We start from the raw sequence: 15,364 nt of genomic DNA, 5'->3' as shown, positions 1-15,364 counted from the left end.
AAGATGGAATGGACAATGGCGGCACAAGCGCCCATGACTGAAGCCACTTATTACATTCTGCTGGCATTGATGAAACCGGGACACGGGTACGGCATGATGCAGCGCATCAAGGAACTCTCCGGAGGCCGCATCGAAATGGGTCCCGGTACACTGTACGGTGTTCTCACTCGCATGAATAAAGAAGGACTTATCACCCTAACCAGCGAGGAAGGCCGCCGGAAGAATTACGCTATCACAGAAGAAGGAAAAAACGCGCTTCATTTAGAGTATAGACGCTTAAAGCAGCTCGTGACCGATGGAGCAATTCTGGAGGAGGTAGAGGAATGAACTGGAGACATGGTATTCATCCCAATAATTACGCCATAGGTGAAACCGAAAAGTATTATTCCGATATGTCCGAGAAAGGTTGGGAGCTTGTCAAGTGCGGCATAACCTTGAGCCGTTTCCAGAAAACAGAACCCAAGAAAATGCGATACCGGGTCGAGGTTGTAAATCTGAAATCTTTAGAGGACGGGCATCTGCCAGAAGAACAGATTGCAGTCTACGAGGATTGCGGTTGGGAGTATGTCATCAGCCGCGGATACCTGCACATTTTCCGTGCACCGGAAGGAAATGATGCCCCAGAGTTCTATTTGGAACCCGAACAGCAGGCAGCAACCTTAAAGGGGTTGCGAAAACAATACCGTTCTTCTCTGATGGCTCCGTTCATCATTTTGGCATTCCATGCTTTTATGGCTGCGCTTGTTGGCGGTTTATTCAATGGCCGTTGGGCAGCGCAGTTGTACCGAGGATTGGTAGAAGAAACCGCATGGGTGATTGGTTTCTGCCTGTTCCTGCTCTGGGCCGTGTTCAGCGATCTATGGGGTTTTATTTACATCAGCCGCCTGTAACGGCGTATGAAGAAAGGCATTTCTCTGGATCATGCGCCGCGCAGTCGAAAGCTCATTATCATCCCACGAATCATCAGCCTACTGTTGCTCATCTGTATACTTGGATGTGTTGGGTACGACTATCTAAACGACGAACGATATACTATGCCAGATGTATCAGACGGTCCTTATATTTTACTCTCTGACCTTGACATTGAGGGTAAACGCACAACGAACTCTGTCAATGGTGAAGGAAGTATGGTCAAGGCAAATCAGTCTATGTTGGCAGATCACTGGGACACGCAGGAATATGTTGATGTAATCAACGGCAGTTATAGTAGCGAAGAATGGCTGTACCAGGATGTGTACATTCTCAAAAACGAAGACATGGTTGACCGTTTCGTGGAAGTTCTGATGATAGATTCTGTCTTTGCCCAGTCCACCGAGGATTACACACGCATAGAAATCCCCGGCTTGGATCAGGCGTGGGTCACAGAACGGTTGGAGTGCATCGCTGTTAAAGGCACTACCATCAGCATCTTTACTCACCCCTTTGATTCACCGGAAGGAATGAGAGAGGCATTGGAAGTCGTTGCCGAAAAGTGGGGCAAATAGGAGGTCAACTTATGTACAAAGAAGCAGCAGGAACCGTTATCTCTGTAAAAAAACAGTGGTGGCTAAAGGTAAACGCCAAGCGCGTGAGATTACACGCCATGGACGGCGCAATGTTTCCCCACATTGTTAAAGTAGAATACACTGTTGATGGGCAAACCTATACGCAAAGAAAGTGGATTGGAGCAGGTTATCCGACCCCTTCCGTGGGGAGTTCTGTAACGGTTTTATATGACAGAAACAAGCCCTCTCTGGCAAAAGTGGTATAAGCTCGGTGATACAAAGCCTACAGGTATCAAAACCTGCAGGCTTTGCTTCTGTGCTATGAGATTTTATGAAGAATTTTTAGGTTCCTCTTGATTTGTACGTAGCGTATAGCCTTACCCATATCCGCACCCACAACACCGACCTCAAGAACAGGCTGACCGCCTACGCCGTAGCTCACCCTGACCAGGGCCGCCAGACCGACGCAGACCCGGACACGGGCTGCATGGAGTTTGATATTGCAAAGGGGCGTTTCTCTTTCCGTCTGACCGCCCCATACAGCGAGGAACGCCGGAAAGCGGCGCGGCAATATGCCAGAGATAGTAACGCCGCCGACAGGCTGAAATAGCAGGTAGAAATATTCACAGTCTTGTGGCATACTTTATCTGTTGTCAGAGCAACAAATGCGAATTTGATGAGGAAGATTATTTATATAATCTACCGTCTATGGTCTGAAAACGACCCCCTGTCGAGAATCAGTGGAAATCGATTCTCGATTTTCTTATACTGTAACCGTAACAAAGAGGAGGTGAGCAAATGCAAATTGAAATCAAGTTAGATGAGAACTGCAAGGAACCCAAAATCATCGTTGTGACAAACAAAATGACCGACGAAATCAATGAAATCATGAAAAGGCTTTCAGACGAGCAGCCGAAAATGATTGCCGGATTCAAAGATGATATTGTCGAAGTGTTGGAGCCGTTTGATATTTACCGCATTTTTGCTGCAGCGGGCAAAGTGTTTGCCGAAACAAATCACGGTGAGTACACGCTCCGTCTGCGGCTTTACGAAATGGAGCAGCGGCTGGACAGCAACTTTTTTGTCCGAATATCAAACTCGGATATTATCAATCTGAGAAAAGTCAAGGGTTTTGATTTAAGCTTTGCAGGAACAATTTGTGTTACGCTTTCAAATGGGACGGTTACTTATGTTTCAAGGCGTTTTGTCGCCAAGATCAAACAATTATTAGGAATATGAGGTGGTAAAAATGAAAAAAAAGATGATTCAGCGTGGGCTTCTCGGATTCCCTCTCGGCATTGCTATCGGTTTTGTAATAACTGTGATTATATCAATGTGCATAGGAGATGGTTCGTTCTATCCTGTCACCCCTGAGCTGATTGATACAATGAAAAATGAATTAAACGCAGTTATTCTTCAAACAATTCTCTGCGGAATTTTGGGTACAGGCTTCGCAATGGCTTCCGTTATTTGGGAAATTGATTCGTGGAGCCTTGCAAAGCAAAGCGGAATTTACTTTGCCATTGTCTGTGTTACGTTGTTTCCGATTGCCTATATTACGAATTGGATGAAGCATAATGCCATTGGTATTCTTTCATATGTAGGAATATTCGTTGCAATTTCCGTCATCACTTGGCTCATTCAATATTTTGTATGGAAACGCAAAGTGAAAAGAATGAATGACAGAGTTCGAAACAGTAATAACGCAAAATGAGCATAACCTTCACAACGGCAACTTCTCGTTTATCTGGGAGCTGACAAGAACTGAATAACACCGCCACGAGCAGCCATTTCAATTTGAAAACGGCTGCTCTATTTTTATGCCGACGGGCAGAAAGAAGCGACCAACTATGACAAAACCGAGAGAGAAAACCTATGACGAGCTGACCGCCGAGCTTGAGGACGGAAAGAAGAAAATCCGGCAGTTTGAGAACCGGGAAAAGATGTTGCGTCAAAAGCTATCCAAAGAGGAACGCAGAACACGCAGCCACCGCCTTATCGTCCGGGGCGCAGTCTTTGAAAGTATTGTGCCGGAAGCAAAGAACATGACCGACGAGGAAGCCACAGCACTTCTCCGGCTTGCCTTGACGAGTGAACCAGCGCGGGAATATCTGAAAAAACGAGCAGAGGGAGCGACAAGCTGAAAATCCCTTAGGAACTAAGGGCGCACTTATACACCCTTGCGGGCGTGTGCGCTCTGCCGAGGGCTTATCTCCGCACAGGGGACTTCCCCCGCGCTCCGATATATGTGAAATTATGTCACAGTTGTTTGTTCCCGTGGCATTATTTAGCGCATAACCCCCAGTGTTATTACTTTTACAGGAAAAAATTCTTGTCCGTGCACCATTGCTTGGCGAATCAATTCGCCAAGTCTGATCAAGACTGTCTGAGACTCGTGCTTTAATATATACATTGCGTCGCGCAGTTGGTGTGCCATCAGCAGTCATGTAAAGACCTTCGCCACCATGGGATTGAAGAGTATAATTTGCCATGATTTAACCTCCTATTATTTTTATATCTGGGCTCATTCTTTACAACGTCTTTTACAAACGGTAAAATAATGATAAACAATCAAACTTATCTTGATAATCGTATGAAAGGGGCAGCATAAATGAAATCTAAATTGCTTTTGGCAGTTGCCTTTTTGTCAATTGTCTTGACTTCCTGTACAGCAAAAGCTCCTGTCCCGTCCAGCGCGTCCGATCCCGGGGAAACAGCCGTGCCAACCACAGAACATCCTATCCCGTGGTTGGACAGAACACTCGAGTATCTGCCGGAAGTACTCCCTGAGCAATACAGGGAAGTATTGTCTCCTTGGGATCCCTACACGAGAGCGCTTCTAACGGACGGTGTAGTGATCGTTGCGCCGGATATGAAATTTTCCAGTTTGCCTCAGAACTTCCGGGATACCCTGAAATGTATAGATAGCGACCTTCCTTATGGTCAGTACCTGGATGCGGATGTTCAGGAATTTCAAGATGTGCTCTGCTCAGTCTATGAGAACGACGATTTGCAGATCATAACGGCATACTTTGACCCGCTGAAAGAGGACCTCTATTCTGATGCCGGGATCGAATATATTCGGGTTGTTCACGCACGATCGGATCATTTTTGTACATACCAAGGGGTTCGACTGGGTGATTCGGCGGAAACTTATACAAGTCAAGACGCAGGTACATCGATTTCCACCGGGACACCGTATATGACCTATGTGACAGACGATGGCAAGCTGGCGGATCTGTTTTCCAGTTCTTTTGCTGAGATATCTAGTCTCAAGGATAGAGTTGCTGACATTTCTTTTGTAAAAGATTAAAAACTCGACTCCATTAGCACTACTATGTTGGAGTTTCGCTATTTTACTGCATCGAATTTCCTCCTCCTTACTTTCTACAATGGCGAGTTAAAGGATGCATCTACTGCATTGCCTTCATTCATGTATTGATTGGATAAGCCAAAACATTACATGCATAAGGCCATTTGCACAGTATGCGGTCAGGCCTATGGCGGTTTTGCTGCCCATAGTCTGACCAAGACCGAAGCCAAGGCTGCGACTTATACAGAAACCGGCAATAATGAATACTACACCTGCTCTGTTTGCCAGAAGGTCTTTAAGGATGCGGCTGGTACACAGGAAACCACTGTTGAAGCGGAGACGATTGCAAAGCTGACCCGTCCGTCCTCCGGCGGCTCCAGTAGCCATGGGGATCGTGATCCCAGCTATGCAGTGACCGCACCCAGCACCAAGAACGGCGATGTGACCGTCAGCCCCAAGAACGCTTCCAAGGGCGACCGCGTGACCATCACCGTGACCTCAGATAAGGGCTACGAGTTGGACAAGCTCATCGTCAAGGACGCCAGCGGCAATAAGCTCAAGCTCACCGATAAAGGCAACGGCAAGTATACCTTCACTATGCCCGGCAGCAAGGTCACTGTTTCCGCTGAGTTTGTCGAGGAACAGGCGGCTTCCATCTTTGCGGATGTTCCCGCCGATGCGTATTATGCCAAGGCTGTAGAATGGGCTGTGAAGAAGGGCATTACCAACGGCAAGGCTAACGGCCTGTTCGGCTCCAACGATTCCTGCACCCGCGCTCAGATCGTCACCTTCCTGTGGCGCGCCGCCGGTTCTCCTGCTCCCAAGGGTACGGCTAAGGTTCCTGCTGACGTACTCCCTGGCAGCTACTGCTATGACGCAGTGGCATGGGCGCTGGAAAACGGTATCATCAACGGCCTGGCTGACGGCACCTTCGGGGTTAACAACACCTGCACCCGCGGCCAGAGCGTGACCTTCCTGTACCGTGCGATGGGCACCGCTCCCACTACGGTGAACGGATTTACCGATGTGGCGGCTGATTCCTTCTGCGCTGACGCTGTTGCGTGGGCTGTGGAAAACGGTGTGACCAACGGCACATCCGCTACGACGTTCAGCCCCAATAACGGCTGCACCCGTGCCCAGATTGTTACCTTCCTGTATCGCGCCTATCAGGGCAAATAAGGGGCATCAGCCTATATAATGCAAAGCGAGGCCACCGGAAATTATCCGGTGGCCTCATGCTCTGCTCATGAACGGTATTTGGTTGATGCCCCTCTGCGGGGGTGCCTTTCTCTACCCCGCTTCTGTAAACAAGCAATTTATTGTACCGGCTGATTGACTACGCCAACGAACAGTGGCAATCCATCATAGCCAGTGATGGCAAACAGGAACGGACGGTCCAGTACAAAATCCATTTCCTCTTCCGGAGGCGCTGCAGCTCCGGCCATCATCATCACGGTATATGCCGCCGCGGTCACACCCTCTTCGTCGATGGCCACACGAGCCGCATGGTCGGCTTTGGAAAGGAAGATCTCTGCAACTTCCGAAGTCATGGGGCTGAAATCGGCCACTGTGACATCAAATACATCCGTGACACCGAGGGCACGAAGGCCGTCTCCCAGGTCAAAATCAGAGACGACGTCAAATTTGGGAACGGACATATTCACGATCAGGTGCTTGCTGTTCTCCCAGTTTCCATTGCTGTTCAGGAATTCCATCGTTTGCTCATCGGCAAGCAGATCATCCATAGCCACGCCCTCATCAGGCAGGAGGAACCACATTTTGCCGCTGCCCTCCAGGCTCATAGAAACAGCACCAAACTGATCTGCCCAGTAATAGGTGTTGCTGCCGCCCTTGTGCATGAAGTCGCACTCCACGGTTTCTCCGTCAGCGCTGAGCAGGTGGAACAGGCCCTTTTCCGTTCTGCCCTCGTTGAACTCACTGTGCCACTTGGCACGGTAGTAGATGGTAGAGGCCAGAGCCATAACGGTCTCGGGGTCCATGGACAGGCCATCAGCCTGTGCTTCCAGCAGTCCTCCGGTTTGCTCGTTGATCCAGTCCCGCAGAGCCTGATTAAATTCCTCGCTGCCCATCTCGCCACGGAAGGAGGACGCATAGTAATTCTTTGCCAGACTGTCCATGGTGGCCTGGTTGAAATTCACGGACTCATTCAGCCACAGGGAGTTTGCCAGAATGCTTGTCACAGCGCCGTCATTGCTGTAATTGGCGTTCCAAACGCTGGCCGCCTGGGAGCGCAGAGCCTCAATATTCTCACTGCCCAACAGCGTGAGGATCTGCTGTCGGCTCTCTCCGTCCGTCACCTCTGCCAGCATGGCAAGGGCCATGTAGACATTTATGGGAGAGTAGACCTTGTTTGCGCCGTTGGAATTGCTGAGGAACTCCCGGATCGAACTGGCGAAGAACGGTTCCAGACCATCTGCATAACCCTCCGGTTGATTGCGTTGAGCGTTCCTGTCTTCCTTCCATGCGTCATAGACCACATCAAAGCTATCGCTGTCGAACTCGCCGGTCTTTTCATCGAAATACTCCATCTCATTGGGATAGGGAGCCATCTCCGGGTAACTGGCCAGAGCCAGCGCATAGGCCGATGCAGTGTTGTTGGGTTTCTTTTCATCCATATTGGTATCTCCCGCACAGCCTACCAGAGAAATCAGGCAAGCCGCCGTAAGGCACAGTGCTATCAATCTTTTCATGCTGCATTTCCTCCTTAGTCCACGATGGTATCTGTGCAGATAGCTGCTGTTATGATTCCCAAGACCTCGTCGCCGTAGCTGTCCCACCAGTCGGCCACGCCATGAGTCGTTGCCACAAAATTACCCTTGCTGGCCGGATAGCTGATATAGTTCCAGATCTTACCGCCGTCGTAAGTGCCCATGGTGCCATTTCCGAATTCTTTGGTTTCCAATCCGGTACCGCAGACACCGAATGTAGGCCAGTAGTGGAAGTCGATCCATCCATCTTCACCAGAGGGACGGAAGCTAACACCGTAGCTCATGCCATCGGCGCTGTATTCCTCAATCATATATTCCCACCCGGACAGGAGGGGGATACTGACGCCAAATCCGTCGTATTCATAGGCGATACTGTTTGCTGTGGTGCTATCTACGATGTCAAAGCCTGCATAATAGGTTTCCTTATCAAAATCACCGGTGCCGCGGAAATCCATGATCGACTTGCTGATCCGGTAGCTGCCAGCAGGAAGTTCTCCGTACAGGCGGCTCCAGTTCACATCCCATTCGGTATCCTCGTTTGCAGGGATCATCCATGCTTCTGACGTCCAGGCAAGCTCACCCTCCATGGGAAGCAGCTCAACTGCGACCCATTCGCCATCCCGGAGAACCTCGAGGCCATAATAGCTGCCGGTATTCAATTCACCTGTAGGCTCGCCGTCCTGCTGCGTACAAACAATGGTCAAGCCGGACGGGGTGATATTCTTTGCGGTCAGCTTCACGCCCCAGTGGTCCTGATAGGCGTATGTTGCCGGGGTGCGGCTGATGCCCACCAGACCGGACACTGCAGGTGCACGCTCGCTCAATACCCCGTTGACCCACACCTTATCGGTGGGTTTGATTACATCGCCCATCTGCACTTCAAGGAACAGATGCCACTGAGCCATGTCATCAGTCACAACTTCCGGTGCCTTGCTGTCAATCGTAATGGCCCAGCCATCCGATGCGCCATCCTCCAAGCGGTGGCGACGCACATCCGTGATCTCATGGCGGATAGAGCCGCTGCCTTCCTGCAGCACGATCAGCACCAGATTCTGCCGTTCAAAATAGGCATCATCATACTTGTCACAGGCATCCAGAAAACCGATGGAGGTATCGGAGTAAACTACTTCTCTTCTCTCCAAGTCATAGATATCCTTGTATGCCTCATAGTAGGCCTCCAGCTCTGCTTTGGAACTGATCACGGCATGGTAAGGATAGCTTCGGTCATCAGAGTAACCGTCTGTGCGGATGTATTGTGCATCAAAAGCGTATGCTTCCGGCGCGGGGGCTACAACATTGGGATCTGCTTCATTGGCAACTATGGTCCAACCCAGCTCCGCAAGTTCTTCCATAACTTGCTCAGGGATGTCGGCCTGCGTGCCGTCTTCCAGCTTCATATACCAATACGCGCCGGTGCCGCCCGGATAGGACTCCTGAATGCCGTCGTGAAGAAGCAGGATCTTATCGCCCGTCTCCAAGCCAGCGAACATACCTTCTTTGTCCTTGCGGTTACTCATGACAATGGGCGAGTTGCCGTCGATGAACATATACGATCCATTCTCCGCCACCAAACAGCGACCCACCGAGAAATCCAGAGAATGACTGACCATATACCAAAGGAGGCCTGCACAAACCAAAAGCAGTCCTCCAATCACACAAAGAGGAATCATCCATTTCTTTTTCTGCTTCATGCCAGCAGCCTCCTTTTTCTTGTATCAGGCATAAAGCCTTTGTATATATAGACGCAAAAAAACGGCCAAAAGTTCCCAATGGTGAGCAATTCACCATTTTCAATAATATATGCTATAATTATTTCAGAAATAGTGAACCAATCGACCTTCGTCGTTGTATATGTAAGTGAAAGGGGGTGCGGAGAGCTTGATCGATCAATACATTAGGCAATACGGAAAACGGCTGTATGGGCTTTGCCTGTCTCTCTGCGCCAGCACCTTTGAGGCAGACGATCTATACCAAGACACATGGCTCCGGGTAGTCAAGAGCATATCGCAGTACGACCCAAGCCGAGAGTTTGAGCCATGGCTGACGAAGATCTGTGTCAATACATACCGCAACACCCTGCGGCGTATTGCACGAAGTCCCTTGCTGAATTTCCAGACGAACGAGGAAAAGGATGCACTTCTGCAATCAGTCCCGGCACCGGAAAATCCGGACTACGGACCACTCTATGAGGCCGTTGACGGATTACCAGAAAAGCTCCGACTGGCTGTAATCCTGTTTTACTTTGAGGAAATGGACATTGCAGCCACCGCACAGGTACTGGGCATCCCGGAGGGAACCGTGAAATCCCGATTAAGCAAAGCAAGAAAACTATTGAAGGAGGTGCTTGGCCGTGAATCAGATTTACAATTTTGAGCAGCACAAGCCGCCCGTACTGAATGAAAATATGCTCCGTGCTGAACTGGAACGGCGCAGGCTCCGTTGGCAGACGGCATTGGTTGCTGTTGCAGGAACCCTTCTGCTGATCGCAGCGGCGATGCTCGGTTTCCTTGTGCTGGAGGACTATCCGTGGATCACTGCATTGTGTCTGGCCTATGTCCTGTTCTCCGCTACCGGAGGCAGTGTTCTGGCCGTTGTTGTTACTAAAAAAGGAGGTGTTATCCATGAGTAATGTTGTTATTGCAATCCCGCTGTTTATGCTCATGATTATAGTTGCGTTGCTCCCTCTCCTGATTGGTGTCTATGTCTATCGGGATGCTAAAAGGCGTGGGATGAATGCGGCTCTGTGGACACTGATCGCAATTTTAGCCCCCTCACTGATCGGCTTTATCATTTATCTGCTTGTGCGGGGCAACTATTCCAATCTGAAATGTCCACGCTGCGCTGCCACGGTCACAGAGCAATATGTGGTATGCCCCAAATGCGGCGCAAAGCTCAAGCCGAGCTGCCCGAACTGCTCTGCTCCCGTAGAGCCGGATTGGACTGTATGCCCGAAATGTGCGCAGCCACTTCCGACTGTGCAGGAAGATATCGTTACACCCGTGCAGCCCAAGGATAAAACCCTGTGGAAGATCCTGGCGGCCATTATTATAGTTCCTGTTGTTTTACTTCTGGTGTTGGGACTCAGCTTCTCTGCAGCCTCTGGTGGAGGTTCCTCCAGCCTACGGGAAGTCTCCTTCGATGAATATTATGCTGATCAGGAACTTCCCGAAAGCACCAAGGAGTATGTGCGGAATTGGTTGGGAGAAATTAACCCCAGAACCGACCATGTATACGCGCTCCGATATACCTACTGATTCAATCCGAATAGTGAAACCACAGACTATTACTATTTGATTTATGTTCCGGGTGGTGGCGATGTAGATCGCCGTGGCTTTGGTTATTCCACAGGGTTGTTCAGTACGGCTTTCAAGCTGGAACTGGAGGGCACTAATGATCAGGATGGTCTGTACTGTGTTATGACCACTTCCAAGAAAGCTGCCCCGCAGCTTCGCGTTACTTTGAACGGCAAGCGTTTGGAAGATGAAATCACCGTCGTGGACTTCAATCCCACACTCTACACCATTGCATCCGAATCCGATTACAGTATGCTGACCAATGCCGCAGGCGACCTGTATCTGGAGCAGTTGGAAAAGGAAATGGAGCCAGACCTCGTTGCTATTACTGTTGTAGAAGATGGGCAAGGAGTGGCAACCGGCGAATTTGATGCACCTGACTTTCTGCTTAATACCGTTACTGGCATCCATGAGTTGCATTATCTTGAAGAGTACCCCTTTTCTTTGGAGAATTTCCAACTTTCCGACTATTTTACCCTCTCCGTCCACTATGCGGATACCACTGGTGAGGCTCACTACGAAGATACCAGCAACTATTTAATCGTCGAAACGGAAAGCGCATGGTATTTGATTGAAATTGGACCTAATAGCGTGATTGAGAAGATTCTGGAGGAGGGCCAGATTACAAGCAGGGATGATGTACTCGTCTATGAAATAAGCGAAGATGCCTACAGTGAGTTGGCAAATCTATTCGACAAAACAACATAAGGAGGTATGTTTATGGGAAATATGTTATTTGATTTCATTCTTCATCCTGCTTTTGTCGTGTTTGTTTTGATTGCACTTTTCACTGCTGTTGTGGCTTTAGTAATCGCTCATAGACAGAAGCAACTTTCAGCCGGATTGAAGGCGATTCTCATTTCAGTGGTCGTACTGTGCGTCCTATACCTTCTGTTCATGGTAAGCCTTGTCTTCTTGTTTGACAGTTCACCTCCTGCACCCCCTGTTCCGTACACTCCATAAACAATAGTCAAGCCCACAGGATCATCGTAGTTCCTGTGGGCTTGATTTTACTTTGCTCTTTTTTTGAAATAGACCAACACAACTGCGAGGCACTCAATGCAATAAGCTGCTCCGAAAATCACATGACGGACAGCAGCGACTTGCCGAGCCTCTTGAAGATCCTCTTCCGTACATACAGTAATCGGCAAAATCGTTCCATCCTTGGGAGTGTATCGAAGGGAAACTACACTTCTGCGACTGATATATTCGCAGACCACATTGCCGTTCTTATCTTTCAGTCGGCTCTTCAGGGCTTCTTCCTCACTAATCTCATTGCCATACTCATCATAATAAGTCGGCGTTCCTATCTGTTCTTCGGGTGCAGGAACGGCTGCTGATTCTTTAAGGCTGGCATTGTATGAGGGATTGGCAGGGACATCCTGCTCCATATATTCAATGAAGCTGTCGTAGTCCTCGAATGTGGTGCCTTCCATAATGCTATACGGGCCCCAAATGGACGTAGCAAATTGATGACCAATGAAAGTAACTGTCAGTACTACGGCAAGTACAATGGCGCAGGTGCGTTTCAGCTTATGGTTATGCTGATAAATGGTTGACTCCCTCTCGGACAAACTATATGTTCCTTTTTTCAGAAGGGACGCATTGAGGAAATAAAGCACAATAGCATAGATCAGTAGAAATGCCGCAGCGCCCATCGCGCCCCAGATCAGCAGGCTGTCAGAGCCGAGTCCCATATAGGCATCGACTAAAATCAAGGGGAATGTGAAGCCGATAAACGCTACCGTCAATCCAATGGATTTCTCTGCAAGGCCGATGACTTTTCGCTTGAAGTCAGAAAGGATGTCTGCATCCAGACCCGCATCTTCCACGCTGAAAAACGCTTTGTTCACGAACACAGCTTGGCAAACGATACTGGCCGCAAAGAAGATCGCACCCAAAAAGAAGCCAAGAATGGCTTTCAGGAAAGCCAGATTACAGACCAGCGCAACGATCATGCCGACCACAGTACTACCCATTGCAATGTAGGTGTGGTTCTTATATTGAGATAGCGTGGATTTCAATAGACGCTGGCGCTGTTTCTCACCTTTTGGGGTGGTCTCATTCTCCTTTGAAACCACGGTACGTTCTTCAGGTGACTTCCGCTCACCCCGAAGCAGCTCATCACAGGTAACGCCAAAGATTTCCGCGATAGCAGGGATTGCAGCCAGATCCGGCGCACCATCGTCCCGCTCCCAACGGCTGACAGTCTTATCAGATACATTCAGACGCTCCGCCAAATCCTTTTGCGTCATGCCGTTTGCTTTTCGTAATGCGGCGATAAAGCCGCCGATAGTTTTCTTTTCCGTATTGAGTCCTCCTTTGGATGGGTGGTTTGCTTTCTGTGTCTTTATTCTAAGATTGTGGTAGTGAGAAAGCCACCCAATAGACTCAGAATCACTCTCGGAATACGAGAATCACGGCATTTTGCCCTATGAGAGCACTGGTTCCATATCCCCGTCGTTTGTCAGATCACCGTCACCGCTGACCGGAATCACATCGCCCAGATAGGTCGGCTCCGGTTTCAGGATACTCGTCGCAAAATCCTTGTTACGAGCAAGGATCTCACGCAACTCACGGTATGCTTGTCCCACATAGGTATGATAGTCTGCGGCAACACCATACGCCTCCACGCCCAGGGCGTTGGCAACATGAAGCGCACGGTAGAGGTGGTATTCCTGCGTGACAATGATGATCTTGTCAGCGGCAAATACATCTCTTGCCCGGAAAATGCTTTCGTATGTAGAGAAGCCAGCGTGATCCATGAAGATATCCTCGGAGGGGATGCCTTCGTCCATGGCCTCCAACTTCATGGCCTTGACCTCGTTGTAGTCCTTCTGGCCGTGGTCGCCGCTCATGAGCAGTTTCGGAGCTGCACCGGACTGGTACAGTTCAATGCCTCTGCGAAGCCGATCCGCCAGCATATCGCTGGGGCGTCCGCTATCATGGACATAGCAGCCCAACACAAGGATGCAGTCAACATCCGTCAGTGTGGCAGCCTCTTCAGGGGAAAGGATTTGGTCTGCGGTGCTTTTCTTCACATGTCCATTGATGCCCAGGACGGTGACACCGCTGATTAGCGCAAGGCATAATAGTGCAATGAAAAGGCGCTTCCATATTCTCTTTTTCATATAGCACCTCACATATCTCGCTTTAGCGGCGTTTCAGAATAATCCCTTGTTATACTTGATGATCGCATACAGGCTTAGGCCAAGCCCGACAATCACCGCAGGAATCAAAAGCGCTGCACCGATAATCGTATAGACTTCAATTTCCGTTAGGTAGGTAATCAGTGAGAACAGTCCAAAAACGATAATTGCGATGCCAATAATCAATGTCCCTAACCCCACTCTTTTACCGAAAGGCATTACATCATCCGGTGAAACCCGCTGACGATGATACCAATGAAGAGAGGAAATATTTCCCTTCATGTTGGATATGCCAAGAATACTGATGATAATGCCAAGGATAACAGGACCTATAACATCTCCCATTTATTTCGCCTCCTTACAACCGGCTTCCGAATCTACTTCCAAATCGTCCGGTGGTTTGTTCAATCGGATATCGCAGTATCTGCTGGAACACACAAATACCATTCGGTCATATAGAGAACCACAATACCCTCGTCCACCTTTGCATACTTCATTTCCAAATCAGGGTCGTAATACCCAGCTTCGGGTTTGCTTTCGATGTAAGGAACGGCGTGTTCAAGGAATGTCATTGATTCAATCTCTTCGGACTCAAAATAAATCGGATCGCCAACAACATAGTAAACTTCACCATCAATGGTGACTGCAGCCCGGTTGTTGTCATACGCAGAGTCTGTATCTATCTTGACATATTCGATTTTCTCATCGGCAGCATAATATACGATCACATTTGTGCTGTCATCAACCTCCCAGCGATCTCCCCAAAAGCCGGAGAGCATACTGTCAGGTTCGCCCCAGATTTCGCGCAGCTGACCACGGTCATAGCCGATAAGGTCGTTGTTATCAACTGTATAGGCTCCTTCTTCAAAGGCGGAAATCACAGATTCTTTAGAAGGAATATCGTACATGCTTCTCGCGCCCAGATTGCCATGCCAATCTGTAAAAATGGCTGCGGCAACTACCAGCAGTGGGAGTGCCGCCATAAAAACATAACTCCGTGCAGATACAGCATAATCCCGTTTGCGCCATAGCCAATCTGCCACAATACCGATTATGCAGCCAAGAGCAGGTCCGATGCAGAGCAACAGCAAAATAAGGTAACCAAGCGTATCCCAGCCGCTGGCAGCCACACAACCCACGGCTGCTACTATTGCCACGATGGCGACAACCAAAAGCGGGAGAAACTTCACCCATTTTTTCTGAACTGCCTTGCACAAAAGCATCTGTAGAAACAGAAACGGTACGGCAGGAAAATAAAACGCGCAAATCTCGACGGCACCGTAAATCTCAAAGGGGAATGCTACCGCTCGAACAAGGAATAGGCTTATGCTGACTACAAGCGATACTGCAAAAAACACAGTCAGTATCCTGTTGGAATGATTTTTCATAGAAGCAC

At 49.1% G+C, this 15,364-nt stretch carries 21 protein-coding genes; 15 read left to right on the top strand and 6 right to left on the bottom strand.

Features of this window, described 5'->3' with window-relative positions; all coding sequences use genetic code 11:
* Nucleotides 1-3 precede the first annotated feature (3 nt).
* The 10 genes from H8Z83_RS12150 to H8Z83_RS12105 all read left to right on the top strand — a co-directional run bounded on the left by H8Z83_RS12150 (nt 4) and on the right by H8Z83_RS12105 (nt 5,976).
* Nucleotides 4-327, top strand: coding sequence for a PadR family transcriptional regulator (locus tag H8Z83_RS12150; RefSeq protein ID WP_243184989.1), 324 nt, complete (start codon nt 4-6; stop codon nt 325-327).
* Nucleotides 324-890 (top strand): DUF2812 domain-containing protein, encoded by a 567-nt coding sequence (locus tag H8Z83_RS12145; RefSeq protein ID WP_187015289.1) that lies wholly within the window; start codon nt 324-326, stop codon nt 888-890. Before H8Z83_RS12150 ends, H8Z83_RS12145 begins: the two co-directional genes overlap by 4 nt.
* Before the next feature lie 144 nt (nt 891-1,034).
* Nucleotides 1,035-1,484, top strand: a complete 450-nt coding sequence (locus H8Z83_RS12140) for a hypothetical protein (RefSeq protein ID WP_187015288.1) — start codon at nt 1,035-1,037, stop codon at nt 1,482-1,484.
* Nucleotides 1,485-1,495: 11 nt separating this feature from the next.
* Nucleotides 1,496-1,750 (top strand): DUF3592 domain-containing protein, encoded by a 255-nt coding sequence (locus H8Z83_RS12135; RefSeq protein WP_187015287.1) that lies wholly within the window; start codon nt 1,496-1,498, stop codon nt 1,748-1,750.
* A gap of 92 nt (nt 1,751-1,842) precedes the next feature.
* Nucleotides 1,843-2,094: a hypothetical protein gene (locus H8Z83_RS12130; protein ID WP_187015286.1), complete on the top strand. Its 252-nt coding sequence runs from the start codon at nt 1,843-1,845 to the stop codon at nt 2,092-2,094.
* 188 nt (nt 2,095-2,282) lie between these two features.
* The gene (locus H8Z83_RS12125) at nt 2,283-2,723 is read left to right on the top strand and encodes a LytTR family DNA-binding domain-containing protein (RefSeq protein ID WP_093372981.1); all 441 of its coding nucleotides are present in this window, start codon (nt 2,283-2,285) and stop codon (nt 2,721-2,723) included.
* A 10-nt stretch (nt 2,724-2,733) separates the two neighbouring features.
* On the top strand, nt 2,734-3,198 hold the full coding sequence (locus H8Z83_RS12120) for a DUF3021 domain-containing protein (RefSeq protein ID WP_093372979.1): 465 nt from the start codon (nt 2,734-2,736) through the stop codon (nt 3,196-3,198).
* 136 nt (nt 3,199-3,334) lie between these two features.
* Nucleotides 3,335-3,628: a DUF3847 domain-containing protein gene (locus H8Z83_RS12115; protein ID WP_187015285.1), complete on the top strand. Its 294-nt coding sequence runs from the start codon at nt 3,335-3,337 to the stop codon at nt 3,626-3,628.
* Between the two features lie 467 nt (nt 3,629-4,095).
* Nucleotides 4,096-4,797 (top strand): hypothetical protein, encoded by a 702-nt coding sequence (locus H8Z83_RS12110; RefSeq protein WP_187015284.1) that lies wholly within the window; start codon nt 4,096-4,098, stop codon nt 4,795-4,797.
* Nucleotides 4,798-4,947: 150 nt separating this feature from the next.
* Nucleotides 4,948-5,976, top strand: a complete 1,029-nt coding sequence (locus H8Z83_RS12105; protein WP_187015283.1) for an S-layer homology domain-containing protein — start codon at nt 4,948-4,950, stop codon at nt 5,974-5,976.
* Nucleotides 5,977-6,113: 137 nt separating this feature from the next.
* Here H8Z83_RS12105 and H8Z83_RS12100 read toward each other — a convergent pair whose 3' ends face one another.
* Both H8Z83_RS12100 and H8Z83_RS12095 read right to left on the bottom strand, forming a co-directional pair.
* Complete coding sequence (locus H8Z83_RS12100) at nt 6,114-7,508, bottom strand: serpin family protein (protein WP_187015282.1); 1,395 nt, start codon at nt 7,506-7,508, stop codon at nt 6,114-6,116.
* A 14-nt stretch (nt 7,509-7,522) separates the two neighbouring features.
* On the bottom strand, nt 7,523-9,217 hold the full coding sequence (locus H8Z83_RS12095; RefSeq protein WP_187015281.1) for an immunoglobulin-like domain-containing protein: 1,695 nt from the start codon (nt 9,215-9,217) through the stop codon (nt 7,523-7,525).
* Nucleotides 9,218-9,404: 187 nt separating this feature from the next.
* Here H8Z83_RS12095 and H8Z83_RS12090 point away from each other — a divergent pair, with 187 nt between their 5' ends.
* The 5 genes from H8Z83_RS12090 to H8Z83_RS12070 are packed head-to-tail and all read left to right on the top strand — an operon-like array spanning nt 9,405 to nt 11,782.
* A complete protein-coding gene (locus tag H8Z83_RS12090; protein WP_187015280.1) occupies nt 9,405-9,899 on the top strand; it encodes an RNA polymerase sigma factor in 495 nt (164 codons plus the stop codon).
* Nucleotides 9,877-10,155 carry a hypothetical protein gene (locus H8Z83_RS12085; protein WP_187015279.1) on the top strand — a complete coding sequence of 93 codons (279 nt, stop codon included), beginning with the start codon at nt 9,877-9,879 and terminating at the stop codon, nt 10,153-10,155. Before H8Z83_RS12090 ends, H8Z83_RS12085 begins: the two co-directional genes overlap by 23 nt.
* Complete coding sequence (locus H8Z83_RS12080; RefSeq protein ID WP_187015278.1) at nt 10,148-10,780, top strand: double zinc ribbon domain-containing protein; 633 nt, start codon at nt 10,148-10,150, stop codon at nt 10,778-10,780. Before H8Z83_RS12085 ends, H8Z83_RS12080 begins: the two co-directional genes overlap by 8 nt.
* A gap of 36 nt (nt 10,781-10,816) precedes the next feature.
* Entirely contained in the window at nt 10,817-11,527 is a 711-nt protein-coding gene (locus H8Z83_RS12075) for a hypothetical protein (protein WP_187015277.1), read from the top strand.
* Nucleotides 11,528-11,539: 12 nt separating this feature from the next.
* Nucleotides 11,540-11,782, top strand: coding sequence for a hypothetical protein (locus tag H8Z83_RS12070; RefSeq protein ID WP_187015276.1), 243 nt, complete (start codon nt 11,540-11,542; stop codon nt 11,780-11,782).
* A 47-nt stretch (nt 11,783-11,829) separates the two neighbouring features.
* Here the strand turns inward: H8Z83_RS12070 and H8Z83_RS12065 are convergent, their stop codons facing one another.
* From H8Z83_RS12065 to H8Z83_RS12050, 4 genes are all read right to left on the bottom strand, one after another.
* Nucleotides 11,830-13,101 (bottom strand): helix-turn-helix domain-containing protein, encoded by a 1,272-nt coding sequence (locus H8Z83_RS12065; RefSeq protein ID WP_366464237.1) that lies wholly within the window; start codon nt 13,099-13,101, stop codon nt 11,830-11,832.
* 150 nt (nt 13,102-13,251) lie between these two features.
* Nucleotides 13,252-13,950 carry a SanA/YdcF family protein gene (locus H8Z83_RS12060; RefSeq protein ID WP_187015274.1) on the bottom strand — a complete coding sequence of 233 codons (699 nt, stop codon included), beginning with the start codon at nt 13,948-13,950 and terminating at the stop codon, nt 13,252-13,254.
* A gap of 33 nt (nt 13,951-13,983) precedes the next feature.
* The gene (locus H8Z83_RS12055) at nt 13,984-14,313 is read right to left on the bottom strand and encodes a hypothetical protein (protein WP_187015273.1); all 330 of its coding nucleotides are present in this window, start codon (nt 14,311-14,313) and stop codon (nt 13,984-13,986) included.
* A 59-nt stretch (nt 14,314-14,372) separates the two neighbouring features.
* Nucleotides 14,373-15,356, bottom strand: a complete 984-nt coding sequence (locus tag H8Z83_RS12050; RefSeq protein WP_187015272.1) for a hypothetical protein — start codon at nt 15,354-15,356, stop codon at nt 14,373-14,375.
* Nucleotides 15,357-15,364 lie beyond the last annotated feature (8 nt).

This window comes from Dysosmobacter segnis, from assembly GCF_014297285.1.
In the GTDB taxonomy this organism is placed as follows: domain Bacteria; phylum Bacillota; class Clostridia; order Oscillospirales; family Oscillospiraceae; genus Oscillibacter; species Oscillibacter segnis.
This window is presented reverse-complemented; position numbering and strand designations above follow the sequence as displayed.